General features: G+C 51.5%; 23 protein-coding genes and 1 pseudogene. 10 read left to right on the plus strand and 14 right to left on the minus strand.

Translation table 11 applies throughout. The features are described 5' to 3' along the window. Nucleotides 1–274: 274 nt before the first annotated feature. On the minus strand, nt 275–907 hold the full coding sequence (ompW, locus tag ACOTWU_RS07430) for an outer membrane protein OmpW (RefSeq protein WP_023296723.1): 633 nt from the start codon (nt 905–907) through the stop codon (nt 275–277). A gap of 282 nt (nt 908–1189) precedes the next feature. On the opposite strand from ompW, the gene ACOTWU_RS07435 reads away from it, so the two are divergent. The 5 genes from ACOTWU_RS07435 (at nt 1190) to yciA (ending at nt 5777) form a co-directional block, all read left to right on the plus strand. Next, nucleotides 1190–1594, plus strand: coding sequence for a YkgJ family cysteine cluster protein (locus ACOTWU_RS07435; protein ID WP_023296724.1), 405 nt, complete (start codon nt 1190–1192; stop codon nt 1592–1594). A 25-nt stretch (nt 1595–1619) separates the two neighbouring features. Then, a complete protein-coding gene (locus ACOTWU_RS07440) occupies nt 1620–2363 on the plus strand; it encodes a YciC family protein (RefSeq protein ID WP_045335034.1) in 744 nt (247 codons plus the stop codon). A 13-nt stretch (nt 2364–2376) separates the two neighbouring features. Continuing rightward, nucleotides 2377–2916: a septation protein A gene (locus tag ACOTWU_RS07445; RefSeq protein WP_003856762.1), complete on the plus strand. Its 540-nt coding sequence runs from the start codon at nt 2377–2379 to the stop codon at nt 2914–2916. 180 nt (nt 2917–3096) lie between these two features. Next, nucleotides 3097–5283 carry a TonB-dependent siderophore receptor gene (locus ACOTWU_RS07450; RefSeq protein WP_032671613.1) on the plus strand — a complete coding sequence of 729 codons (2187 nt, stop codon included), beginning with the start codon at nt 3097–3099 and terminating at the stop codon, nt 5281–5283. Nucleotides 5284–5381: 98 nt separating this feature from the next. After that, nucleotides 5382–5777 carry an acyl-CoA thioester hydrolase YciA gene (gene yciA / locus ACOTWU_RS07455; protein WP_003856759.1) on the plus strand — a complete coding sequence of 132 codons (396 nt, stop codon included), beginning with the start codon at nt 5382–5384 and terminating at the stop codon, nt 5775–5777. A 38-nt stretch (nt 5778–5815) separates the two neighbouring features. On the opposite strand, the gene tonB is transcribed toward yciA, so the two are convergent. Then, the gene (gene tonB, locus ACOTWU_RS07460) at nt 5816–6544 is read right to left on the minus strand and encodes a TonB system transport protein TonB (protein ID WP_017384230.1); all 729 of its coding nucleotides are present in this window, start codon (nt 6542–6544) and stop codon (nt 5816–5818) included. Between the two features lie 221 nt (nt 6545–6765). Between tonB and ACOTWU_RS07465 the strand changes: the two genes are divergently transcribed. Beyond that, the gene (locus tag ACOTWU_RS07465) at nt 6766–7062 is read left to right on the plus strand and encodes a YciI family protein (protein ID WP_003856755.1); all 297 of its coding nucleotides are present in this window, start codon (nt 6766–6768) and stop codon (nt 7060–7062) included. Between the two features lie 33 nt (nt 7063–7095). Here the strand turns inward: ACOTWU_RS07465 and leuE are convergent, their stop codons facing one another. The 3 genes from leuE to ACOTWU_RS07480 all read right to left on the minus strand — a co-directional run bounded on the left by leuE (nt 7096) and on the right by ACOTWU_RS07480 (nt 8637). Beyond that, on the minus strand, nt 7096–7731 hold the full coding sequence (leuE, locus tag ACOTWU_RS07470) for a leucine efflux protein LeuE (RefSeq protein WP_006810877.1): 636 nt from the start codon (nt 7729–7731) through the stop codon (nt 7096–7098). Nucleotides 7732–7798: 67 nt separating this feature from the next. Beyond that, nucleotides 7799–8209, minus strand: a complete 411-nt coding sequence (locus ACOTWU_RS07475) for an Exc2 family lipoprotein (RefSeq protein WP_015570374.1) — start codon at nt 8207–8209, stop codon at nt 7799–7801. A gap of 254 nt (nt 8210–8463) precedes the next feature. Continuing rightward, nucleotides 8464–8637 carry a YciY family protein gene (locus ACOTWU_RS07480; protein WP_017384232.1) on the minus strand — a complete coding sequence of 58 codons (174 nt, stop codon included), beginning with the start codon at nt 8635–8637 and terminating at the stop codon, nt 8464–8466. A 143-nt stretch (nt 8638–8780) separates the two neighbouring features. Between ACOTWU_RS07480 and cls the strand changes: the two genes are divergently transcribed. After that, nucleotides 8781–10241 carry a cardiolipin synthase gene (gene cls / locus ACOTWU_RS07485; RefSeq protein ID WP_003856750.1) on the plus strand — a complete coding sequence of 487 codons (1461 nt, stop codon included), beginning with the start codon at nt 8781–8783 and terminating at the stop codon, nt 10239–10241. A 33-nt stretch (nt 10242–10274) separates the two neighbouring features. Beyond that, nucleotides 10275–10604, plus strand: a complete 330-nt coding sequence (locus ACOTWU_RS07490; RefSeq protein WP_003856748.1) for an HI1450 family dsDNA-mimic protein — start codon at nt 10275–10277, stop codon at nt 10602–10604. Nucleotides 10605–10634: 30 nt separating this feature from the next. On the opposite strand, the pseudogene ACOTWU_RS07495 reads toward ACOTWU_RS07490, so the two are convergent. The 7 genes and pseudogenes from ACOTWU_RS07495 to ACOTWU_RS07525 all read right to left on the minus strand — a co-directional run bounded on the left by ACOTWU_RS07495 (nt 10635) and on the right by ACOTWU_RS07525 (nt 18516). After that, a pseudogene (locus tag ACOTWU_RS07495) lies at nt 10635–11502 on the minus strand (ion transporter). Nucleotides 11503–11516: 14 nt separating this feature from the next. Continuing rightward, nucleotides 11517–12521, minus strand: coding sequence for a murein tripeptide/oligopeptide ABC transporter ATP-binding protein OppF (gene oppF / locus ACOTWU_RS07500; RefSeq protein WP_017384233.1), 1005 nt, complete (start codon nt 12519–12521; stop codon nt 11517–11519). Continuing rightward, nucleotides 12518–13531: an ABC transporter ATP-binding protein gene (locus ACOTWU_RS07505; RefSeq protein WP_017384234.1), complete on the minus strand. Its 1014-nt coding sequence runs from the start codon at nt 13529–13531 to the stop codon at nt 12518–12520. The genes oppF and ACOTWU_RS07505 overlap by 4 nt, the downstream gene beginning before the upstream one ends. An 11-nt stretch (nt 13532–13542) precedes the next feature. Beyond that, nucleotides 13543–14451, minus strand: coding sequence for an oligopeptide ABC transporter permease OppC (gene oppC, locus ACOTWU_RS07510; RefSeq protein WP_003856740.1), 909 nt, complete (start codon nt 14449–14451; stop codon nt 13543–13545). Between the two features lie 12 nt (nt 14452–14463). Next, nucleotides 14464–15384 carry an oligopeptide ABC transporter permease OppB gene (oppB, locus tag ACOTWU_RS07515; protein WP_003856738.1) on the minus strand — a complete coding sequence of 307 codons (921 nt, stop codon included), beginning with the start codon at nt 15382–15384 and terminating at the stop codon, nt 14464–14466. Nucleotides 15385–15466: 82 nt separating this feature from the next. Continuing rightward, nucleotides 15467–17098 (minus strand): oligopeptide ABC transporter substrate-binding protein OppA, encoded by a 1632-nt coding sequence (gene oppA / locus ACOTWU_RS07520; RefSeq protein WP_003856736.1) that lies wholly within the window; start codon nt 17096–17098, stop codon nt 15467–15469. Nucleotides 17099–17868: 770 nt separating this feature from the next. Beyond that, nucleotides 17869–18516, minus strand: a complete 648-nt coding sequence (locus ACOTWU_RS07525; protein ID WP_017384236.1) for a YchE family NAAT transporter — start codon at nt 18514–18516, stop codon at nt 17869–17871. Nucleotides 18517–18996: 480 nt separating this feature from the next. Here ACOTWU_RS07525 and adhE point away from each other — a divergent pair, with 480 nt between their 5' ends. Then, the gene (adhE, locus tag ACOTWU_RS07530) at nt 18997–21678 is read left to right on the plus strand and encodes a bifunctional acetaldehyde-CoA/alcohol dehydrogenase (protein ID WP_003856730.1); all 2682 of its coding nucleotides are present in this window, start codon (nt 18997–18999) and stop codon (nt 21676–21678) included. A gap of 70 nt (nt 21679–21748) precedes the next feature. Here the strand turns inward: adhE and tdk are convergent, their stop codons facing one another. Together tdk and ACOTWU_RS07540 are read right to left on the minus strand one after the other, a co-directional pair. Continuing rightward, nucleotides 21749–22363, minus strand: coding sequence for a thymidine kinase (tdk, locus tag ACOTWU_RS07535; protein WP_033486914.1), 615 nt, complete (start codon nt 22361–22363; stop codon nt 21749–21751). 41 nt (nt 22364–22404) lie between these two features. Beyond that, nucleotides 22405–22593 (minus strand): hypothetical protein, encoded by a 189-nt coding sequence (locus ACOTWU_RS07540; protein ID WP_126498617.1) that lies wholly within the window; start codon nt 22591–22593, stop codon nt 22405–22407. Nucleotides 22594–22913: 320 nt separating this feature from the next. Here ACOTWU_RS07540 and hns point away from each other — a divergent pair, with 320 nt between their 5' ends. Further along, nucleotides 22914–23327 carry a histone-like nucleoid-structuring protein H-NS gene (hns, locus tag ACOTWU_RS07545; protein WP_003856724.1) on the plus strand — a complete coding sequence of 138 codons (414 nt, stop codon included), beginning with the start codon at nt 22914–22916 and terminating at the stop codon, nt 23325–23327. Nucleotides 23328–23434: the final 107 nt, after the last annotated feature.

A 23434-nucleotide genomic window follows, 5' to 3' on the forward strand; every position in this document is an offset into this window, starting at 1 on the left:
AAAAGGCCTCTCAGAGGCCTTTTCTAGTTTACTGGCTTTGGCCACCGTCGTCGTCTGAGCTTCGGCAGGCATGAATGAATGGTGAGACGTGTTCCGCAAACGGAACAGATAGCACCGTGAGGTAGGCTATGTGCTGGGCTGAACGTCGTGAACTGAAACTGTTTACCTGCACAAACCGGACACTCAAATTTGATGTTGGGGATATCCCCTCCAGCCAGGTGTATGGAACAACCACCATACAGCAATCACCGGCTGACAGGGGATATATCTTCTGTCAGAAACGATAGCCTGCTGAGAACATAAATACCCACGGATCCAGACGGGTATTGATACTTTGCTGCTGCCCGTCAGCTTTAAAGCGCACGTCCGTATCAATGTCCATATACCAGACCGAGGCGTTGATCAGCCAGTCACGGTTAATCAGATAATCCAGACCAACCTGCCCCGCCATACCCCACGAGTCTTTCAGGCTGAGATCGGAGAGCCCGGCCTTTTTACCGGTATCGTTAAATTTCTCATCAAAGAAGGTGGTGTAGTTAACCCCTGCACCAATATAAGGGCGCACCTTGCTGCTGGAATCGCCGAAGTACCACTGCGCCATCAGCGTTGGTGGCAAATGGTGAACCGTGGCAATGTCCCCGGTCGGTCCTAAACCGACGCGGTGACGGAATGGCGTGGCGGCTAAAAGCTCGACGCCAACGTTATCCGTTGCCATATACGTAAACGTCAGGCCTAACTGGGTGTTATTGCTGACGTTAAACCCGCCCATACCCAGTACATTATCGGACCCTTCCGTTGGACGTACCGTTGCCGAACCGGCACGAATAAAGAATTCGCCTGCTTCATGCGCGTACGCGCCGCCAGAGAGACTGCTTAAGATAAGGGCTGCCACCGCTAATTTTTTCATATCCGCTCCATCGTTGTGGTTTTAATTGCGGAGGAGAATATACTCACAAATGAGTAATAAGTGATCTAACACAGATCACATTAAAACCAGTAAGTTAACATTCATTGATCTAGGTTAATTTTTGGTGACACCTCATAAAGCAATAAGTTGTTACCGCGTCAATTTTTGGCATCTCATGGTTACAAAATTTTCTGTTTTCCCTCTCTTGCGCTTCCTGTAGCGGCTGGATAATTTATCGCTCTCACAATGTGATTTGATGCGTTCTACTTTTGCAGGTGTGCCATGAGTGATCATAACCCGTGCATGACGTGCGGAGCCTGTTGTGCGTATTTTCGAGTCTCTTTCTACTGGGCTGAAGCCAGCGATGGCGGCGGCACCGTTCCGGTTGATCTCACTGAACCCTTAACCCCTTTTCTGCGCTGTATGCGCGGCACCAACCAAAAACAGAGCCGCTGTGTGGCACTGCAAGGTGAGCCTGGGGTATCCACCCGCTGTTCCATTTACGCGGATCGCCCCAGCCCGTGTCGCACTTTCGCGATGTCGGGAAAGGATGGGCAGGTCAATGAGGCATGCAATCGCGCCCGCGCCCGCTATGGATTACCGCCGCTTTACAAAGATATGCTTTTCCATACAAGCCTTGATGCTGCCACCAGCGTGTTATCCGGTGTACAATTGCCGGCTAATTAACACCTGCAATACTCAAGGAGAGTGCATGTCTATCACGGCGAAGTCTGTCTACCGTGACACGGGAAATTTTTTCCGCAATCAGTTCATTACCTTTTTACTGATCGCGTTGTTGTGCGCCTTTATTACGGTGGTGCTGGGTCATGCGTTCTCACCCAGTGATGAACAGATTGCCACGCTAAGCCAGGGGGAAAATCTTGCAGGCAGCGCAGGGTTGTTTGACCTTGTACAGAATATGACGCCAGAGCAACAGCAAATCTTGCTGCGCGCATCTGCGGCATCTACCTTCTCGGGCCTGATTGGCAACGCCATTCTGGCGGGTGGCGTGTTGCTGATGATCCAGCTGGTGTCTGCCGGCCAACGCGTCAGCGCGTTACGTGCAATCGGGGCCAGCGCTCCGGTGCTGCCAAAACTGTTTATCCTCATCTTCCTGACCACGCTGCTGGTCCAGATGGGGATTATGCTGGTCGTGGTCCCGGGTGTATTACTGGCTATCGTGCTCTCTTTCGCACCGGTAATGATTGTGCAGGATAAGATGGGCATCTTTACTGCGATGCGCAGCAGCATGAGACTGGCGTGGGCGAATATGCGTCTGGTGGCACCGGCCGTTATCGGCTGGCTCCTGGCCAAAACGATGCTGTTGTTGTTTGCACCGAATTTTGCAGTGTTAACGCCGAACGTAGGCGCGGTCGTTGCTAATACGCTGAGCAACCTGATATCAGCAATCCTGCTGGTCTACTTGTTCCGCCTGTATATGTTAATTCGTCAGTAATTGGGATCGCAGAATGAAGCAGTTTCTTGATTTTTTACCGCTGATCGTATTTTTCGCTTTTTATAAGCTGTACGACATTTATGCCGGTACGCTGGCGCTGATTGTGGCAACGGCTGTGGTGCTGATTTACAGCTGGGTTCGCTATCGCAAAGTTGAAAAGATGGCGCTCATCACCTTCCTGATGGTGGCGGTGTTTGGAGGTCTGACGTTGTTCTTCCACAATGATGAATTTATCAAATGGAAGGTCACGGTGATTTACGGCCTGTTTGCGGGCGCACTCCTCATCAGCCAGTGGGTGATGAAGAAGCCGCTGATCCAGCGCATGCTGGGGAAAGAACTGACCCTGCCGCAGGCTGTGTGGGGACGTCTGAATATCGCCTGGGCGCTATTTTTTATTCTGTGTGGTCTGGCGAATATCTATATCGCATTCTGGCTGCCGCAGAATATCTGGGTCAACTTCAAGGTGTTTGGCCTGACGGCGCTGACTCTTATCTTCACCCTGCTCAGCGGCGTTTATATTTATCGCCACATGCCGCAGGATGACAAGCACTGATCCTTCTGGCCAGATCGCCACGCGGTCTGGCCTCTTTTCCCGCCTTCTCTTTTCTCTACATCCTTCCTGCGAAAATGTCTGAATCATGAAGATTTTATGGAGATTGCTGTCACTTTATTGTAATGAGAATGACTATCATTAATATTCGTCATCGCATTTTTAACAAATGGAAATGAGTTGATGAATAACATAATAAGATTTGCCCCGGCTACACTTACGCTCGCCATTCTTTCAACGCTTTATCAGAGCGCACACGCAGCGGAAGATCCTCTCGCCGATGGTGAAACAATGGTTGTTCAGGCCACCGCTGAAGAGGCGCTGAAGCAACAGCCGGGGGTTTCCATCATCACAGCAAAGGACATAGAAAAGGATCCACCGGTTAACGATCTTTCTGAAATTATTCGCAAAATGCCCGGGGTTAACCTCACCGGAAACAGCGCGACAGGCAGCCGCGGTAACAACCGCCAGATCGACATCCGCGGTATGGGGCCGGAGAACACGCTGATTCTGATTGACGGTGTGCCGGTGACGTCACGTAACTCGGTGCGCTACAGCTGGCGCGGGGAGCGCGACACCCGCGGGGATACCAACTGGGTTCCGCCAGAGATGGTTGAGCGCATTGAAGTGCTCCGGGGACCTGCTGCCGCCCGCTATGGTTCGGGGGCGGCCGGCGGCGTCGTCAACATCATTACCAAACGCCCGACCAACGACTGGCACGGCTCGCTCTCCCTGTACACTAACCAGCCTGAAAATGATAAAGAGGGAGCGACGAAACGCGCTAATTTTGATCTGAGCGGCCCCCTTGCGGGCGATGCGTTAACGATGCGCCTGTACGGGAATATCAACAAAACTGACGCAGATGCTCAGGACATCAACACCGCGCAAAACGGCTCTTACGCCGCCGGACGTGAAGGCGTGCGCAACAAGGACATTAATGCCCTGCTCTCCTGGAAACTCACGCCACAGCAGATTATCGATTTCGACTACAGCTACAGCCGCCAGGGCAATATCTACGCGGGTGATACTCAATACAGCAACAGCAACGTCAGCCCTGACGGTCTGGTGTCGTCCCTGTATGGACACGAAACGAACCGAATGTACCGCCAGTCTTATGGCATTACGCACAACGGCATCTGGGACTGGGGTCAGTCAAAGTTCGGTGTTTATTATGAAAAGACCAACAACACCCGCCTGGAAGAAGGCTCTACGGGCAAAGTTGAGGGGATGATCAATAGCGATAAATACGATACCAGCCGGCTGGAGTCATACCGTTCAACGGGTGAACTGAACATGCCTTTCTTCTGGCTGGTCGAACAGACGCTAACCGTCGGTGCAGAATGGAACCGTGATGAACTGAACGATCCGGCCTCAATGCAGGCGACAAATGTGTCGGGAGAAGTGATTAACGGCGTTCCCGGTACGGCTTCTGAGCGCAACAGCAAAAACAGCGCTGACCTCACTGGCATCTATCTTGAGGACAATATTGAAGCGCGCCAGGGCACCAACCTGATCCCAGGGCTCCGCTTTGATTATCACAATCAGTTTGGCAGCAACTGGAGTCCTAGCCTGAACCTCTCTCAGGATTTGGGTGACATGTTCAAGGTTAAAGCGGGTATCGCTCGGGTATTTAAAGCGCCAAACCTGTATCAATCCAGCGAAGGCTATCTGCTTTCCACCCGCGGCAATGGCTGCCCGAACAACGTTTCCGAAGGAAGCTGTTACCTGTTAGGTAATCCGGATCTGGATCCTGAAATCAGCGTGAACAAAGAGATTGGCCTGGCCTTTGCGCTGGAAGGCTACGAGGCTGGCATAACCTGGTTCCGCAACGATTACAAAAACAAGATTGTTTCAGGAACGGACGTGCTGGGCCAGACAAGCAGCGGCGCAAATATCCTTCAGTGGCAGAACGGAGGAAAGGCTGTTGTTGAGGGGCTGGAAGGCAACCTCACCGTCCCGGTTATCCGCGACACGCTAACCTGGCGTACCAATGCGACGTATATGATTCAGTCTGAAAGTAAGGACACCGGCAACCCTCTGTCGATTATCCCAAAATATACCGTCAACACGATGCTCGACTGGCAGGTTAACAGCAAACTTTCAGCGAACCTTAGCTGGACGATGTATGGCCGCCAGAAGCCAAGAGAAAATGCTGAAATCCGCAAAGAGCAGAATGCGATGTCAGATAAAGAGATTGGCGCCTATTCCATCGTTGGGATCGGTAGTAACTATCAACTGACAAAAGATCTCCGCCTGAATGCCGGGATCAGCAACCTCTTTGATAAGCAAATTTACCGAGAAAATGACGGTGCATCGACCTATAACGAACCAGGCCGTGCGTATTACGCAGGCGTGACCCTGTCCTTCTGACCCGCTGGCGCCTGCTCTGCGGGCGCTAACCCTATTCTCTCCAGCCAGAAATCATAGTAGCATCCCGCCTGAAGTCTTCAGTTACGAGTTTAAAAACAATGACAACAAATGACGCCCCACAGGGCGAACTGGTTTTACGCACACTGGCAATGCCTGCGGATACGAATGCCAATGGCGATATTTTTGGCGGCTGGTTGATGTCGCAGATGGATATGGGCGGTGCAATCCTGGCAAAAGAGATTGCACACGGGCGCGTGGTGACAGTCCGGGTCGATGGCATGACCTTTCTGCGCCCTGTCGCGGTGGGGGACGTGGTGTGCTGTTACGCACGCTGCGTAAAACGCGGCAATACGTCTGTCTCCATCAACATTGAAGTATGGGTGAAAAAAGTCTCTTCTGAGCCGATTGGTCAGCGCTATAAGGCGACGGAGGCATTATTTATCTATGTGGCGGTGGATAGCGACGGTAAGCCCCGCCAGCTCCCACGGAGCTGATCCTCAGGTAAAAAAAAGCCTCCTTGCGGAGGCTTCTTTTATTCCATCTGTGCCCCGCCGTTCAGGCGGAAGACAATGTTCACAATCAACCCATTGCCGGGTTTACCGGCTTCATAGCGCCACCTGCGCATGGCCGATTTAACTTCGCGTTCAAACATATTCGCCGGCTGTGCGGACAGGATTTCCACGTTATCGACACGTCCATCGGCCGTAACGTCGAATTTCACCCGTACACGCCCTTCAATACGTAACGCCTGGGCACGTGCCGGGTACTGCGGCTGGTTACGGCTCAGCGCGCGCGGGCCCGCGGGCGCCGTTACCGTCGGTTTTGTCGCGGTCGTGGTGTTATTCATCAGCGGACGTGACGGGGCGGCATTTTCAACCGGCTGCGTGGCGCGTGGCTCAACCGGACGCACTTCGCGTTTCGGACGCTCTTCCACCTTTTTGACCGGCTTGGGTTTTGGCTTCGGCTTAGGTTTCGGCTCCGGCTTATGGATCACTACCGGCGCTTCTTTCGGCGGTTCAGGAACCGGCTCGGGCTCTGGTTCCGGCTCGGGTTCAACAACGGGCTGTGGCGGCGGCGGCGCAACCTGCGGCGGCTCAAGATCCGCAGGCGATACCATGGTCACAGAAATTGGCTGCGCTGGCGCCGGCATTTCAATAACCTGATGAACCGAGGTATAGAGCAGACCCGCCACGACAGCACCGTGAATAACGACGGAAAGCAGCGTCGGCCATGGAAAGCGGCGAGGTAAATCAAGGGTCATCGAAGTCATAATCATCAACGTTAAAAAACCGAACCTCGATTTTAAATGCAAATAGCAATCATATTCAATAAGACACTTTGTCCTGGCGCAATTTAAGCGTACATGAGGGCAAAAAAGGGGCATCCAGATCAGGGTTTTAACATTGTTATTATCTTTACATTGCAGTCATTTGTGCTTTCACATAACGTAATTGTCACTTTTACCGGTTAAGGAGCTTTGCCGTGCTTTACGTGATTTACGCTGAAGATGTACCTGATTCTCTGGAAAAACGTCTTTCCGTTCGCCCTGCTCATCTGGCGCGTTTACAGTTGCTACAGGATGAAGGTCGGTTGCTGACCGCAGGCCCGATGCCTGCCGTTGACAGCAACGATCCGGGCGCGGCGGGTTTTACCGGCTCCACGGTGATTGCCGAGTTTGAATCTCTGGAAGCCGCGCAGGCCTGGGCAGAAGCAGACCCGTACGTCGCAGCCGGCGTGTACGAGAAAGTCACGGTTCGTCCGTATAAAAAAGTATTCTGAAACGAAAGGCTCCCTCGGGAGCCTTTTCTTCATTCAGTGCAGCGACGCCAGCCTCGCCGCAAATCCGACAAACAGCAGACCTATCAGCCCGTTCCCCAGCTTCGCCAGTTTCTTTTTGGTTTTGAGGTAACGCGTGACAAACGCGCCTGAGAAAATCAGGAAGCTCATGTACATGAAGCTGATCAGCTCAAGCGTTGTGGCGAGGATCAGGAACGACGTGCCGGTATTCTTCGCATTGACATCAATGAACTGCACGAAGAACGACACGTAAAAGAGAATCGCTTTCGGGTTCGTCAGGCTCAGCACCAGCGAACGCTTAAGGATTGCGCTTGCCGGTTCGGCGCTACTTTCGTGCGCATTTTTTTGACGCGTCATAACGGACCAGAGCATTTTTCCGCCCAGCCACAGCAGATAAAACGCGCCCAGATAGCGGACAATATTAAATAAAACCGGAGTGGTCTGGATCAACGCGGCGACGCCCGCCCAGGCCAGAAACATCAGCACGGCATCACCAATAAACACACCGGTGGCTGCCAGATAGCCTTTCTTAACGCCGTGGCCAATCCCTGTTTTCAGCACAAACAAGGTGTTCGGTCCTGGAACCAGCACGATAAAAAATGCGCCGACAACATAGGTCCAGAAATTCAGTACACCAAACTCCGCAAACACGTCTCACTCCTTTCGCTCAAAAACAGCGGGGATACCGGTAATTACGGTATCCCCTGAATCAGTTGCGCTATTGTACGCCGTTATAGCCATCAAGATAAGTCGCGGCCAGTTCGTTACCAAATAATAGGGCGTCTTTACTGTCCATGTCCGAAGACCATTTATCCTTCGCGTTGCCTGCGAACAATTCCTGCGACTTCGCATTTTCTTTTAGCTGATCGCGAATGCTTTGCGCGTATTCACTGGCTTCAGCCTCAGTCCGCCCTTCCGCGCGGTCAGCTTTGCCCCGGGCATAAAGCTCGCGGAACTGCGCCACGTTCAGCTGATAATTTTTCTGCACGCTGGAGGTGTAATTGCCGCCAGTAAAGCTGGACTGATGCGACACGAAATAAAACGCGTGCCGTTCGGGTGAGGTTTTGCTGCTGGCACAACCGCTTAATATCGCAATCCCAAAGAGTGCTGCCATTACTTTTCCGTTCATCCTTTTTTCCTTTAATAAAAATGTATTCCCCATGCGAAAACATAATCTGCCAATGAGGAAAATGACGAAAGTCCTAAATCTTCCCTGAGCGCATCCAGCGACAAAAGTACAATAAAAATCCAGAGATAAGGATTCATCTTTTAATATCATGACGTTATGGGAAGTTAGTATATCGCGGAAGCAGATGGGAAGAGACTGCAAAAATTGATAGCCTGGATGTTTAATGGGCACCTTTACGGTGCCCTTCATGCTTTTCAGATGTCCTGGACCGCGAACAACAGCGCGTTACGGTGTCTGTTCAGGCCACATTTTCTGATGGCGTGGATACGCATATTGCGGCGGGATTGTGCTTCCAGCCAACGAGCCTTACGACGACTCACCTGTCGCAACATGCGCCAGCGCCCAACTTCAGTTCTACTGCGCTTCATGTCTACAACTCTTTCTCTAACAGAGATGCCATTATATGCCTAAGCAGGCGGCAAACCAGCGCTTTTATCTGCCGTTTTTATTTGCCAGATGAATCCTGATGCGTAAACTCATAACAATACGCTTTCAAAAGGATTTTTTATTTATGACAACCTTCTACACCGTGGTGAGTTGGCTGGTCATTTTAGGATACTGGCTGTTAATTGCCGGGGTGACGTTGCGCATTCTGATGAAACGCAGAGCGGTACCTTCCGCCATGGCCTGGCTTCTGATTATCTACATTCTGCCGCTGGTGGGCATCATCGCCTATCTCTCTTTCGGTGAACTTCATCTGGGTAAACGCCGCGCCGAACGCGCCCGCGCCATGTGGCCCTCCACGGCGAAATGGCTTGCCGACCTTAAAGCCTGCAAGCATATCTTCGCTGAAGAGAACAGTAGCGTGGCCGCATCTCTGTTCAAGCTGTGCGAACGCCGCCAGGGGATTGCTGGGGTAAAAGGCAATCAGCTGCAACTGATGACCTCTTCTGATGATGTGATGCAGGCGCTGATCCGTGATATCCAGCTCGCCCGGCATAATATCGAGATGGTGTTTTATATCTGGCAGCCGGGCGGCATGGCGGACCAGGTCGCCGAATCGCTAATGGCCGCTGCACGTCGCGGTATCCACTGCCGCCTGATGCTGGACTCCGCCGGCAGCGTGGCCTTTTTCCGTAGCCCGTGGGCAGGCATGATGCGCAACGCCGGTATCGAGGTGGTCGAGGCGCTGAAAGTGAATCTTTTCCGCGTCTTTCTGCGCCGCATGGATCTCCGCCAGCACCGGAAAATGGTTCTGATCGATAACTATATCGCCTACACCGGCAGCATGAACATGGTTGACCCCCGCTTCTTCAAGCAGGATTCCGGCGTGGGGCAATGGATCGATCTGATGGCGCGGATGGAGGGACCGATCGCGACCTCAATGGGCATCGTCTACTCCTGCGACTGGGAAATTGAAACTGGTAAACGCATTCTTCCCCCACCGCCGGATGGCAATATCATGCCGTTTGAGGAAGCCAGCGGGCACACTATCCACACTATCGCCTCCGGTCCTGGCTTCCCGGAAGATCTGATCCATCAGGCACTGCTTACCGCCGCCTACTCCGCGCGGGAATATCTGATCATGACCACGCCCTATTTCGTTCCCAGCGACGACCTTCTGCATGCCATCTGTACAGCGGCACAGCGCGGAGTGGATGTGAGCATTATTATGCCGCGCAAGAACGATTCGCTGCTGGTGGGATGGGCAAGCCGCGCGTTCTTTAGTGAGCTGCTGGCCGCAGGCGTTAAAATTTATCAGTTCGAAGGCGGCCTGTTACACACCAAGAGCGTGCTGGTGGACGGAGAGCTGAGCCTGGTGGGTACCGTCAACCTCGATATGCGCAGTCTGTGGCTGAATTTTGAAATTACGCTGGTCATTGATGACGCCGGGTTCGGTGGCGATCTGGCGGCGGTTCAGGACGATTATATCTCCCGCTCACGCCTGCTGGACGCCAGACTGTGGGCGAAACGTCCGCTGTGGCAGCGAATTGCCGAACGACTGTTTTACTTCTTTAGTCCGTTGCTGTAAAACGTGCCCAACGATGTTTAACAGGTAGTCATCATGGAAATGGATCTGAACAATCGCCTGACCGAAGACGAAACGCTCGAACAGGCCTACGATATTTTTCTCGAGCTGGCGGTCGATAATCTCGACCCTGCTGACGTCATTCTTTTCAACCTACAATTTGAAGAGCGTGGCGGTGCTGAGCTGTTCGATCCGGCTGAAGACTGGGCCGAACATGTCGATTTTGATCTCAACCCGGACTTCTTCGCCGAGGTGGTGATTGGCCTTGCAGATGAAGACGGCGGAGAAATTAACGACATCTTTGCCCGCGTCCTGCTGTGCCGCGAGAAAGATCACAAACTGTGCCATATCCTTTGGCGCGAATAATAAAAAAGGCTGCCCGCGCAGCCTTTTTATTTAATCCGGTAAGGCATTTCCACAGCGGTGACAAAACCGCGCGCCGGGTTCATGATTCCCCTGCTGACAATTCGGACATTTGCGTTGCTGCTTGCTGTTCTGGAAGGCGCTGCTCATATGGGTGGTAATTAACCCCGTCGGAATCGCTATCACAGAATAGCCGATCAGGATAAGAACCGATGCCACAATACGTCCGAGCGGCGTATGCGGGGTAATATCGCCATAGCCCACGGTGGTCACCGTGACGATAGCCCAGTAAACAGACGCATTAAGCGTGGTAAACCCGTATTTCGGCCCTTCGATTAAATACATCAGGGAGCCAAAAACGATCATCACGATAGCAATAAACGAATAGAAGAGAATCAGCTGGTGGCGGGCGCTGACAATGGCAACCCAAAAAACCCGCAGCGACGGCATAAAGCGCAGCAGTTTGAGAATCCGTAACACACGAATCGCCCGCATTGCACGCCAGGCAAACACATAATTCAAGCTGATCTCAGGCCACAGCCACATGACATACAGCGGCAGGATGGTGGCTAAATCAATAAATCCCCAGAAGCTGAAAACGTATTTCGCCGGATTTGGCCAGCTAATGACCCTCAGCACATATTCCGCAGTAAACACCAGCGTGACAATCAATTCCAGCCAGACGAAAACGTGCCACTCCTCATACGTCATGTGGTACTGCGTTCCGGCGCCGGATTCGATAAAGATAATAATGACGCTAATCAGCGCAAATAAACCACACAGACCTTCGAAGCGGCGACCGGAAACCGTTTCAGGATCAAATAAAAGGTGATACAGCCGCTGGCGGGCCGACGTGAATAATCGCGACACATTAACCTCGAAAAATAAGGGCTGACATCATGTCAGCCCTTGCGATTATAACGGGTCTACTTTCAGGCAGGAAACCGCATGTCGGAAACTGCCCTCCAGAACCGGCCGTGTTTTTGCACATTCCGGCCCGGCTATTGGGCATCGAGTACGGAATACGCAGCCTGAAGGCGGGTTGATTGGCGAAGGCAGTTCACCTTCCAGAAGCTGAATGGTTTTATTTTTTTCCAGATCGGGGTCCGGAACGGGAACCGCAGACATCAGCGCTTTGGTATAAGGGTGCAGAGGATTGTGGTACACCTCATCATACGTGCCCAGCTCTACGGCGTGGCCCAGATACATGACCAGCACACGGTCCGAAATGTGTTTTACCACCGCCAGATCGTGGGCGATGAAGATCAGCGACAGCCCCATTTCCCGTTGCAGTTTCTGTAGCAGGTTAACCACCTGGGCCTGGATGGAAACGTCCAGCGCCGAAACCGGCTCATCACAGATAATCAGTTTTGGTTCAAGGATCAACGCGCGTGCGATACCGATACGCTGGCACTGACCGCCGGAAAACTCGTGTGGGTAGCGGTTGATGAGGTTAGGCAGCAGACCCACCTTGAGCATCATCGCTTTCACCCGATCGCGAATTTCCTGGCGCGGCATCTTCGGATGATAGGTGCGCAGCGGCTCGGCAATGATTTCGCCAATGGTCATACGCGGGTTCAGGGACGCAAGTGGATCCTGGAAAATCATCTGGATGTCGCTGCGCACGTCGCGCCATTCATCCGGCTTCATCCCCAGCAGATCTTTGCCAAGCCAGGCCACTTTCCCGTCGGTGGCCTTCACCAGGCCGATGATCGCACGCGCAAACGTCGATTTGCCGCAGCCGGATTCGCCTACCACGCCCAGGGTCTCGCCTTCGTACAGGCGTAGCGTGACGCCATCCACCGCTTTCAGGGTTTTGGCAGGCTGCCAGAACCACTGTTTACCGTCTTTGATATCGAAATGGACCTTCAGGTCAGCGATTTCGAGCAGCACATTTCTTTTTTCGTCGATCGCGTTCATACCAGCTCCTCCAGCGGCTTAAAGCAGGCGCGCAGACGGCCTGGGGCAAACGCTTCCAGCGGCGGTGCGCTGTTACAGATTTCCATCGCATGCGGACAACGCGGCTGGAACGGGCAGCCTTTTGGCAGACGCAGCAGGTTTGGCGGGTTGCCCGGGATAGTCAGCAGCGACTCCCCTTCCGCATCAAGACGCGGAACGGCATTCAGCAGCCCGATAGAGTACGGATGGGCTGGCTGGTAGAACACATCGCGAGCATTACCGTATTCCATCGTGCGGCCTGCATACATGACCAACACTTTGTCGCAGATCCCGGCAACGACGCCTAAATCGTGGGTGATCATAATGATGGCGGTGTTGAACTCGCGCTTCAGCTCGTTCAGCAACGTCATGATCTGCGCCTGAACGGTCACGTCCAGGGCGGTGGTTGGTTCATCAGCGATCAGCAGTTTTGGCCGGCAAAGCAATGCCATCGCGATCATAACGCGCTGGCGCATACCGCCGGAGAACTCGTGCGGATACATGCGCATGCGCTTGCGTGCTTCAGGCATTTTCACCGCATCCAGCATTTTGACGGACTCTTCAAACGCTTCGGCTTTACCCAGCCCCTTGTGGAGCATCAGCACTTCCATCAGCTGTTCACCCACCCGCATATAGGGGTTCAGGGACGTCATCGGATCCTGGAAAATCATTGAAATCTGCTCGGCGCGCAGCTTGTTCAGCTCATGTTCCGGCAAATTCAGGATCTCTTTCCCGTTAAACGTCGCCGAACCGCCGATCACGCCGTTTGACGCCAGCAGGCCCATCAGCGCGAATGCGGTCTGGGATTTACCGGAACCGGATTCGCCCACAATGCCCAGCGTTTCACCGGCACGCAGGTCGAAGTTGAGATCGTTAACGGCAGTAACATCACCGTCAGGGGTTTTAAACGTCACGCGGAGGTCTTTAACGTCCAGCAGTGCGCTGGTCCGCTGTTGCGCCTGTGGCGCGGTTGCCGTTTCAATAATGGTCATGACGGCGCTCCTTAACGGTCTTTCGGGTCGAGGGCATCACGCAGGCCATCGCCGATAAAGTTGAAACAGAACAGGGTGACGACCAGGAAGCCCGCCGGATACAGCAGTAACCACGGTGACACTTCCATGGAGTTTGCGCCATCACTTAACAGAGCGCCCCAGCTACTCAACGGCTCCTGCGTACCTAATCCCAGGAAGCTCAGGAAAGATTCAAACAGGATCATACTTGGCACCAGCAGGGAGGCGTACACCACCACCACGCCCAGCACGTTAGGAACGATATGACGCACCACAATATTGGCGGTAGAAACGCCGCCAACCTGTGCGGCTTCGATAAACTCCTTACGTTTGAGGCTCAGCGTCTGGCCGCGCACAATACGCGCCATATCCAGCCAGGACACCATCCCGATCGCCACGAAGATTAGCAGGATATTTTGACCAAAGAAGGTCACCAGCAGAATGACGAAGAACATGAACGGGAAGGAGTTCAGGATTTCTAGCAGACGCATCATCACGGAGTCCACTTTCCCGCCGAGGTAACCGGAAAGCGAGCCGTAAAGCGTGCCGACAATCACCGCCACTAGCGCCGCCGCGATGCCAACCATCAGGGAGATACGGCCGCCAATCGCCACACGCACCAGCAAATCACGCCCGGAGGAGTCGGTGCCGAAATAGTGCCCGGATTCCATATCCGGCGCGCTGGACATCATGCCCCAATCCGTATCGAAATAGGTGAACTGAGAGAGCATTGGCGCCAGGGTTACAAACAGCGCGATAAGCACCAGCACGACCAGGCTGGCAACGGCGGCACGGTTATGCATAAAACGACGGCGGGCGTCCTGCCAAAGGCTACGACCTTCGACCTCCAGCTTTTCACTGAAGTTTTCCAGCGCCTCGCTGTTTTTCTTACTCAACATCATGGCGTGCTCCAGTTAGTAACGGATTTTCGGGTCGATAACGGCATACAGCACATCGACAACGGCATTAAACAGAATGGTCAGCGCGCCCACGAGGATCGTCAGGCTCAGCACCAGCGAATAGTCACGGTTAAGCGCCCCGTTAACAAACAGCTGCCCGATGCCCGGCAGGCCATAAATGGTTTCAATCACCATTGAACCCGTGATAATGCCGACAAAAGCCGGACCCATATAGGAGAGTACCGGTAACAGTGCAGGCTTGAGGGCATGACGGAAAATAATCCGGCGCATCGGCAGCCCTTTCGCACGAGCGGTACGGATAAAGTTCGAGTGCAGGACCTCAATCATCGATCCACGGGTAATACGGGCGATGCTGGCGATGTAGGCCAGAGATAATGCCACCATCGGCAATATCATGAACTTCAGCGCCCCGCCGTTCCAGCCGCCCCCGGGGAGCCATTTCAGGGTTATGGCGAATATCATGACCAGCAACGGCGCGACAACGAAGCTGGGGATAACCACCCCGGTCATTGCGACCCCCATGACGGCGTAATCCCATCGGGTATTTTGTTTTAGCGCAGCGATAACGCCCGCAGTGACACCGAGAACAACGGCCAGGATAAATGCAGCAGCCCCTAATTTAGCCGATACCGGGAAGCTGGACGCCACCAGGTCGTTAACGGAATAGTCTTTATATTTAAATGACGGACCAAAATCACCGTGTGCAAGCTGCTTCAGATAGTTGAAGTACTGCGTGGTGATAGGATCGTTTAAATGGTATTTCGCTTCGATGTTGGCCATAACTTCTGGCGGAAGCGTGCGTTCACCGGTAAAAGGACTGCCCGGTGCAAGACGCATCATGAAGAAGGAAATTGTAATTAGAATAAATAACGTTGGAATCGCTTCAAGACAGCGACGCAGGATAAATTTCAACATTGCCCGTACCTTCTGGCGTGTGCCTGATGAATGTTACAAAATAGACACAGTGGGGCAAGCTCGCTCGCCCCACGTATTGCCATTAATGCTTGATAATATAAAGATTCTTAACGGAAATATTATCCAACGGGTCTTTACCGGTATAACCCCCTACCCATGGTTTCACCAGGCGGGCGTTAACGTAGTAGTAAACCGGAACGATCGCAGAGTCTTTATCGAGCTGTTGTTCTGATTTCGCGTACAGATCGGCGCGCTGGGCGTCATCTGCCACCTTCAGGGTTTCGCCAATCAGCTTATCAAACGCCGGGCTCTTATAGTGTGCGGTATTGTTCGAACTGTCGCTCAGCATGGTGTTCAGGAATGAGGTCGGTTCGTTATAGTCCGCACACCATCCTGCACGAGCCACGTCAAAGGTTCCCTGGTGGCGCGTATCGAGGAAGGTTTTCCATTCCTGGTTTTCCAGCTTCACGTTCACGCCGAGGTTTTTCTTCCAGATTGACGCGACGGCAATAGCCAGCTTTTTATGCAGATCGGAGGTGTTGTACAGCAGGCTAAAGGTCAGCGGCTTGTCGGCGGTATAGCCAGCTTCAGCCAGCAGTTTTTTCGCTTCTTCGTTACGTTTTTCCTGGGACCATTTGAACCATTCAGGTTCAACCAGCTTCATACCGTCGGTGTAAGGCGGGGTGTAGCTGTAAGCCGGCAGGTCGCCCTGATTCTTCACTTTATTCACGATAATGTCGCGATCCAGAGCCAGCTTCAGTGCGGTACGAACACGTACGTCGGTGAACGGTGCTTTCTGGTTGTTAATTTCGTAATAGTAGGTGCACAGATACGGATCGACGTGAACTTCTTTAGGGATCTCTTTTTTCAGCTTCTGGAACAGTTCAATCGGCATATTGTTATAGGTCATGTCGATTTCACCGCTGCGGTAGCGGTTTACGTCCGTCACTTCAGAAGAGATTGGCAGGTAGGTGACCTGATTGATAACGGTCTTCGCATTATCCCAATACTGCGGGTTGCGCTCCAGCACCATACGTTCGTTAACGACCCAGTCCTTCAGCTTATATGCACCGTTGGTCACGATATTCGCAGGCTGCGTCCATTTTTCACCAAATTTTTCTACTGCGGATTTTGGTACCGGGGAGACGGACGGGTGAACCAGCAGCTTATAGAAGTACGGAACAGGTTCGCTCAACGTCACTTCAAAGGTGTTGGCATCGATGGCTTTTACGCCCAGGTCGGTAACTGGCTTTTTACCCGTGATGATGTCATCGATATTGGCAATATGGCCATACTGGAGGTAACTCGCATACGGGGAGGCGGTATTTGGATCCGCCAGACGCTGCCAGCTATAGACGAAATCTTCGGCGGTAACCGGCGTACCGTCGGACCATTTCGCATCTTTACGCAGATGGAAGGTCCAGACTTTAAAATCTTTGTTGTCCCATTTTTCCGCCACGCCCGGAGCCGGGTGGCCGTCTACGTCAGTCACCAGCAGACCTTCAAACAGATCGCGGTTAACGTTAGACTCTGGAACACCTTCAATTTTGTGCGGATCAAGAGACTGCACTTCCGCACCGTTATTACGTACCAGCGTTTGCTTCTCAGCCAGCTGAACACCAGCAGGAACGTCCGCAGCCATTGCAGCGTTGCCCGCGATTAGCGCAGTTAAAATCCCCGCCGCTACCAGACTTTTTTTTGTGATGATGGACATTGTGTTGATACTCCACTCATTATAATGACCGGCCTTCGCCAGTTGTGTAATCCCCTGTTGGGGCCTGTACAGCGCAGGAGTTTTTTTTGCTACTGTCAGGTTCTTTTTTTACTTCTTGCTATCACCGACTTCATTATTACTGACCGCTCGTACGGCGGTCTTGCGTCGATTCTTTACACCTCTCCCCTGTCAGAGAGATGCGTTGGATATCTTATGTGAGGGCTACATGAAAATAGTTCTCATCAACTTGTTTAATGCTGCAAAATATAAGGCCGGAAAGTACCAAATGGTGCCAACTCTCGCCAATACATTTTGCAAATTTGTTAAGCATTTCTCTTTTACGATGGCTGGCATAACTATGGCGCCAACCCTGGCTTACGCCGAAACCAACAAAAAGAGATTAAATTCATATGGATAAGAAATTTTGTTGCTACAAACGCGACGACGAAGCTTGGCTGAACGATTTTTCACGATAATTTAACAATTGATTATTATTTAGCACATTCGTCTGAGTCAGCGTCGAAATTACTAATATCATTTCGGTTATCTGTCAGCAAGCCCCAGAGTATCATGTGAGTAAAATAACAGAGGGTTTGAGGGATTTATGCGCGGCAAGGGGAAATGAAAATAAACAACCCCTTGAAAAACAACAAAAGAGGATTATTAGTAGAACTTATTATGACTGGCGCCTATTTCAACTTTATTTATATGATTTGCAGATAATCACGTAAAAAAAACGGAGCCGCTGGCTCCGCTCTTTCAAATGAAAGTCAGTGTACTAACCCGGGGAATATACTTTTTATACCGGTAACGATAAATTCGATGCCCAACGCCATTAACAACAGACCCATGATACGGGTAATCACGTTGATGCCCGTTTGTCCCAGCAAGCGAACCAGCCATGGCGCCATACGAAATACGCCCCAGCAGCACAGCGCGAACAGCGCAATGGCAACAGAAAAGCCAATGAGGTGCATTAGGCTGTGGTAGCGCGTTCCCCAGACAATGGTGGAACTGATCGCCCCCGGGCCCGCCATCAGCGGCAGTGCCAGTGGCACGACCCCGATGCTCTCGCGGATAGCTGTCTCTGATTTTTCCTGCTTGTTCTGTTTATCCTCCCCCAGCTTGCCGCTGATCATCGACATGGCAATCGTCACCACCAGGATCCCGCCTGCTATACGGAACGAATCAATCGAGATGCCGAAGACCTGAAGAATGGCGTCCCCGAGATAAAGAGACGTAAGTAGGATGATCGCCACCGACAGGTTTGCCGTCAGGTTGGTTTTATTTCGTGCCGCAGCCGTCTGATAGCTGGTCATACTAATGAAGACAGGGATGATCCCTACCGGGTTAACCAGAGCAAACAAGCCGATAAAAAACTTGAAATATGTAGGGAAATCAAAGAGCGTTTGAATCACATTAAGCTCCGCAATTGAGCATGGCCAGGGAGAAACTGCGTGTCATGATAAATCCGCGCTGAAGATACGCTTTTTAGCCGCATACTTCACCAGAAATCTGTTCTTAAACGTTATCAATTCATGATGTTAAACATTTGTGTAATCAATGATATCGCTGCTTCCAATAGTTACTTAATTATTTAACAGTAGAATAATTAGCACAAAATAACCCTGCTGAAAGGTATCAGCTTAGGACAAAATTGATCTCGATCATAATTTTCGTACTCAGAAGTGAGTAATCTTGGTTACGCCGCCAGGGAGATCACCTATCAAAAAGGTATGATGCTAAGGTAAGGCTCTTTTAGTAAATTAGTGAGCTGGAGCAGTGAGTAATCCTTTGTTTTACTGTGTGTTACGCAAGTGGGATCGGCTCTGACTATACTGTCAGACGTATCGAGCGCTGGTTTACTAAAAGAGTTTAAACATTATCAGGAGAGCATTATGGCTGTTACCAATATCGCTGAACTGAACGCCCTCGTCGAGCGCGTAAAAAAAGCCCAGCGTGAATATGCCAATTTCACCCAAGAACAGGTTGATAAAATCTTCCGCGCGGCCGCTCTGGCTGCTGCTGATGCTCGAATCCCTCTCGCTAAAATGGCCGTTGCCGAATCCGGCATGGGTATCGTTGAAGATAAAGTGATCAAAAACCACTTTGCTTCAGAGTATATCTACAACGCCTATAAAGATGAGAAAACCTGCGGTGTGCTGTCAGAAGACGATACTTTCGGCACCATCACCATCGCAGAACCGATCGGCATCATTTGCGGTATCGTTCCAACCACTAACCCAACCTCTACCGCCATCTTCAAATCTCTCATCAGTCTGAAGACACGTAACGCAATCATTTTCTCCCCGCATCCACGTGCGAAGGATGCCACCAACAAAGCAGCAGATATCGTGCTTCAGGCTGCCATTGCGGCGGGTGCGCCAAAAGATCTCATCGGCTGGATCGACCAACCTTCTGTTGAACTGTCCAACGCACTGATGCATCACCCGGACATTAACCTGATTCTGGCGACCGGTGGTCCTGGTATGGTTAAAGCTGCGTACAGCTCCGGTAAACCAGCCATCGGCGTAGGCGCAGGTAATACCCCTGTGGTGATCGACGAAACGGCTGATATCAAGCGTGCTGTTGCCTCTGTGCTGATGTCTAAAACCTTCGATAACGGCGTTATCTGTGCATCTGAACAGTCTGTTGTCGTGGTTGATTCGGTATACGACGCCGTTCGTGAACGTTTCGCCAGCCACGGCGGCTACCTGTTGCAAGGTAAAGAACTGAAAGCTGTTCAGGACGTAATTCTGAAAAATGGCGCGCTGAACGCGGCTATCGTAGGTCAGCCAGCGTATAAAATCGCTGAACTCGCTGGCTTTAGCGTCCCTGCTACCACCAAGATTCTGATTGGTGAAGTGAAGGTCGTCGATGAAAGTGAGCCGTTTGCTCACGAGAAACTCTCCCCGACGCTGGCAATGTACCGTGCGAAAGATTTCGATGACGCGGTAGAAAAAGCAGAGAAACTGGTGGCGATGGGCGGTATCGGCCACACCTCTTGCCTGTACACCGACCAGGATAACCAGCCTGAGCGTGTTGCTTACTTCGGTCAGAAGATGAAGACGGCACGTATCCTGATCAACACCCCTGCTTCTCAGGGTGGTATCGGTGACCTGTACAACTTCAAACTCGCACCTTCCCTGACTCTGGGTTGTGGTTCCTGGGGTGGTAACTCCATCTCTGAAAACGTTGGTCCAAAACACCTGATCAACAAGAAAACCGTTGCTAAGCGAGCTGAAAACATGTTGTGGCACAAACTTCCGAAATCTATCTACTTCCGCCGCGGCTCTCTGCCAATCGCGCTGGATGAAGTGATTACTGATGGCCACAAACGTGCGCTCATCGTGACCGACCGTTTCCTGTTCAACAATGGCTATGCAGACCAGATCACCTCTGTTCTGAAAGCGGCTGGCGTTGAAACTGAAGTCTTCTTTGAAGTTGAAGCTGACCCAACCCTGAGCGTTGTACGTAAAGGCGCTGAACTGGCGAACTCCTTCAAACCTGATGTGATCATCGCACTGGGTGGCGGTTCCCCAATGGACGCCGCGAAAATTATGTGGGTGATGTACGAGCATCCGGAAACTCACTTCGAAGAACTGGCGCTGCGCTTTATGGATATCCGTAAACGTATCTACAAGTTCCCGAAAATGGGCGTGAAAGCGAAAATGATCGCCGTCACCACCACTTCCGGTACTGGTTCAGAAGTGACGCCATTTGCCGTTGTGACTGATGACGCAACCGGTCAGAAATACCCGCTGGCTGACTACGCACTGACGCCAGATATGGCTATCGTTGACGCCAACCTGGTCATGGAAATGCCGAAATCACTGTGTGCGTTCGGTGGTCTGGATGCGGTAACTCACGCTCTGGAAGCTTACGTTTCCGTACTGGCTTCTGAGTTCTCTGACGGTCAGGCTTTGCAGGCGCTGAAACTGCTGAAAGAAAACCTGCCAGCTTCTTACAACGAAGGTTCGAAAAACCCTGTTGCGCGTGAACGTGTACACAGTGCGGCAACCATCGCGGGCATTGCGTTTGCTAACGCCTTCCTGGGTGTCTGTCACTCCATGGCGCACAAGTTGGGTTCACAGTTCCACATTCCTCACGGTCTGGCGAACGCCCTGTTGATCAGCAACGTTATCCGCTATAACGCAAACGACAACCCAACCAAGCAGACTGCATTCAGCCAGTACGACCGCCCACAGGCGCGCCGTCGTTATGCTGAAATCGCAGATCACCTGGGTCTGAGCGCACCGGGCGACCGTACTGCCGCGAAGATCGAGAAACTGCTGGCATGGCTGGAGAGCCTGAAGGCTGAACTGGGTATTCCTAAATCTATCCGCGAAGCAGGCGTTCAGGAAGCTGACTTCCTCGCTCACGTAGATAAGCTGTCTGAAGATGCATTCGATGACCAGTGTACTGGTGCTAACCCGCGCTACCCACTGATTTCCGAACTGAAACAGATCCTGCTGGATACTTATTACGGTCGTAACTTCACTGAAAGCGATGTCGCTGCCGTAAAAGTTGAAATCCCCGCAGTTGTAAAGGCTGACAAGAAAGCGAAGAAAAATGCTTGATTGACAGTATGATAAAAAAACCCGCCGCTGGCGGGTTTTTTTATATCTGAGGATCCGTAAAACATTCTTATTATTTTCGATTGTCGCCCTGTAACGCCGTCAGCGAGCCTACAGCCAGCGCCTCTTTATAATGCTTGCGGCAGACCGAGACATAACGTTCATTGCCTCCTATCACCACCTGCTCGCCATCAGCATAGGGTTTACCCGACTGGTCCAGGCGAAGAACCATACTTGCCTTGCGGCCACAAAAGCAGATTGTTTTCAGCTCAACCAGCTTATCCGACCAGGCCAGCAGATACTGACTGCCGGCAAATAACTCCCCACGAAAATCGGTACGTAATCCATAGCAAAGAACGGGAATATCCAGCTCATCAACGACCTCTGAAAGCGCATGGACCTGCTCTCGGGTCAGGAACTGGCTTTCATCTACCAGCACGCAATGGACAGGCTTAGTGGCATGCTCGGCACGAATGTCCTCCAGCAGGTCCGTTTCAGGGTTAAACAGCCTTGCAGGCGACGAGAGCCCTATTCTTGAGCTCACCTTCCCTGCCCCAAAGCGATCGTCGATTTCGGCGGTATAAACAACGGTACGCATCCCCCGCTCCTGATAATTGTATGAGGATTGCAGTAACGCCGTCGATTTCCCTGCATTCATTGCCGAATAGTAGAAATAAAGTTGTGCCATTGGCCGAAGAACCCTAATCAATGTGTAATATTCCCGATGGATCATTGTACCATATTTTGTACCGTCATCAGCGGCGGGCTGCGCTCTCCACCCTGCCATGCATCAGTAAATCCTTCGCGAATGGCGCAAAATAATGCGTTAAAACAGGCAGTAAAGTCATTAAACACTGACAATAAGGTGAGTCCGCAACCAGAGATAACACTTCTTTTTATAGTGTCTTCTTCGTTCATTAAAATTCACTATTTATTAACTATTCTTGTCTTCGCTGCGCTTACTCGGGGTAATACAAAAGGCTGATATTTATCAATCGCAACTATAATTCCTGAGGTAAAAGTCACAAAACATACACGCAAATGACGCGCTTTTGCCGTTTGAAACGATATCTCATAGACCCAACAAACAATGAAATTTAAGTTAGCGTAATTAATAATAGCGTCGTTTATTTTGTATTTTTTGAATTCCTTACATTCCCACCTATTGCACAAGTGAAATTAAGGCTCTATTATTAGGACAACAAACCCACCCCCATTATAAGTTTGAGATTACTACAATGAGCGAAGCACTTAAAATTCTGAACAACATCCGTACTCTTCGTGCGCAGGCAAGAGAATGTACCCTTGAGACGCTTGAAGAAATGCTCGAAAAATTAGAAGTTGTAGTTAACGAACGTCGTGAAGAAGAAAGCGCTGCTGCGGCTGAAATCGAAGAACGTACACGTAAACTGCAACAGTATCGTGAAATGCTGATTGCCGATGGTATCGATCCAAACGAATTGCTGAACAGCATGGCTGCGGCTAAAACCGGTACCAAAGCAAAACGCGCGGCACGTCCTGCTAAATATAGCTACATCGATGAGAACGGCGAAGAGAAAACCTGGACCGGCCAGGGCCGTACTCCTGCTGTAATCAAGAAAGCAATGGACGAACAAGGTAAACAACTGGATGACTTCCTGATCAAGGATTAATCTGGAAAGATTCTGAAAAATCCCGCTTAATGCGGGATTTTTTATGCCTGTAATATTCGCCCGAACATCTCCTTACATTCTGTCATATTGTGAGGCTCCCTATTTAA

It is taken from the genome of Enterobacter cloacae complex sp. GYL001 (assembly GCF_049237125.1).
Lineage (GTDB): Bacteria > Pseudomonadota > Gammaproteobacteria > Enterobacterales > Enterobacteriaceae > Enterobacter > Enterobacter hormaechei_C.

Bases quoted from the DNA above. Each gene is read 5' to 3' on its own strand.
- ompW (WP_023296723.1), bottom strand. From the start codon at position 907: ATGAAAAAATTAGCGGTGGCAGCCCTTATCTTAAGCAGTCTCTCTGGC.
- ACOTWU_RS07435 (WP_023296724.1), top strand. From the start codon at position 1,190: ATGAGTGATCATAACCCGTGCATGACGTGCGGAGCCTGTTGTGCGTAT.
- ACOTWU_RS07440 (WP_045335034.1), top strand. From the start codon at position 1,620: ATGTCTATCACGGCGAAGTCTGTCTACCGTGACACGGGAAATTTTTTC.
- ACOTWU_RS07445 (WP_003856762.1), top strand. From the start codon at position 2,377: ATGAAGCAGTTTCTTGATTTTTTACCGCTGATCGTATTTTTCGCTTTT.
- ACOTWU_RS07450 (WP_032671613.1), top strand. From the start codon at position 3,097: ATGAATAACATAATAAGATTTGCCCCGGCTACACTTACGCTCGCCATT.
- yciA (WP_003856759.1), top strand. From the start codon at position 5,382: ATGACAACAAATGACGCCCCACAGGGCGAACTGGTTTTACGCACACTG.
- tonB (WP_017384230.1), bottom strand. From the start codon at position 6,544: ATGACCCTTGATTTACCTCGCCGCTTTCCATGGCCGACGCTGCTTTCC.
- ACOTWU_RS07475 (WP_015570374.1), bottom strand. From the start codon at position 8,209: ATGAACGGAAAAGTAATGGCAGCACTCTTTGGGATTGCGATATTAAGC.
- ACOTWU_RS07480 (WP_017384232.1), bottom strand. From the start codon at position 8,637: ATGAAGCGCAGTAGAACTGAAGTTGGGCGCTGGCGCATGTTGCGACAG.
- cls (WP_003856750.1), top strand. From the start codon at position 8,781: ATGACAACCTTCTACACCGTGGTGAGTTGGCTGGTCATTTTAGGATAC.
- ACOTWU_RS07490 (WP_003856748.1), top strand. From the start codon at position 10,275: ATGGAAATGGATCTGAACAATCGCCTGACCGAAGACGAAACGCTCGAA.
- oppF (WP_017384233.1), bottom strand. From the start codon at position 12,521: ATGAACGCGATCGACGAAAAAAGAAATGTGCTGCTCGAAATCGCTGAC.
- ACOTWU_RS07505 (WP_017384234.1), bottom strand. From the start codon at position 13,531: ATGACCATTATTGAAACGGCAACCGCGCCACAGGCGCAACAGCGGACC.
- oppC (WP_003856740.1), bottom strand. From the start codon at position 14,451: ATGATGTTGAGTAAGAAAAACAGCGAGGCGCTGGAAAACTTCAGTGAA.
- oppB (WP_003856738.1), bottom strand. From the start codon at position 15,384: ATGTTGAAATTTATCCTGCGTCGCTGTCTTGAAGCGATTCCAACGTTA.
- oppA (WP_003856736.1), bottom strand. From the start codon at position 17,098: ATGTCCATCATCACAAAAAAAAGTCTGGTAGCGGCGGGGATTTTAACT.
- adhE (WP_003856730.1), top strand. From the start codon at position 18,997: ATGGCTGTTACCAATATCGCTGAACTGAACGCCCTCGTCGAGCGCGTA.
- tdk (WP_033486914.1), bottom strand. From the start codon at position 22,363: ATGGCACAACTTTATTTCTACTATTCGGCAATGAATGCAGGGAAATCG.
- ACOTWU_RS07540 (WP_126498617.1), bottom strand. From the start codon at position 22,593: ATGAACGAAGAAGACACTATAAAAAGAAGTGTTATCTCTGGTTGCGGA.
- hns (WP_003856724.1), top strand. From the start codon at position 22,914: ATGAGCGAAGCACTTAAAATTCTGAACAACATCCGTACTCTTCGTGCG.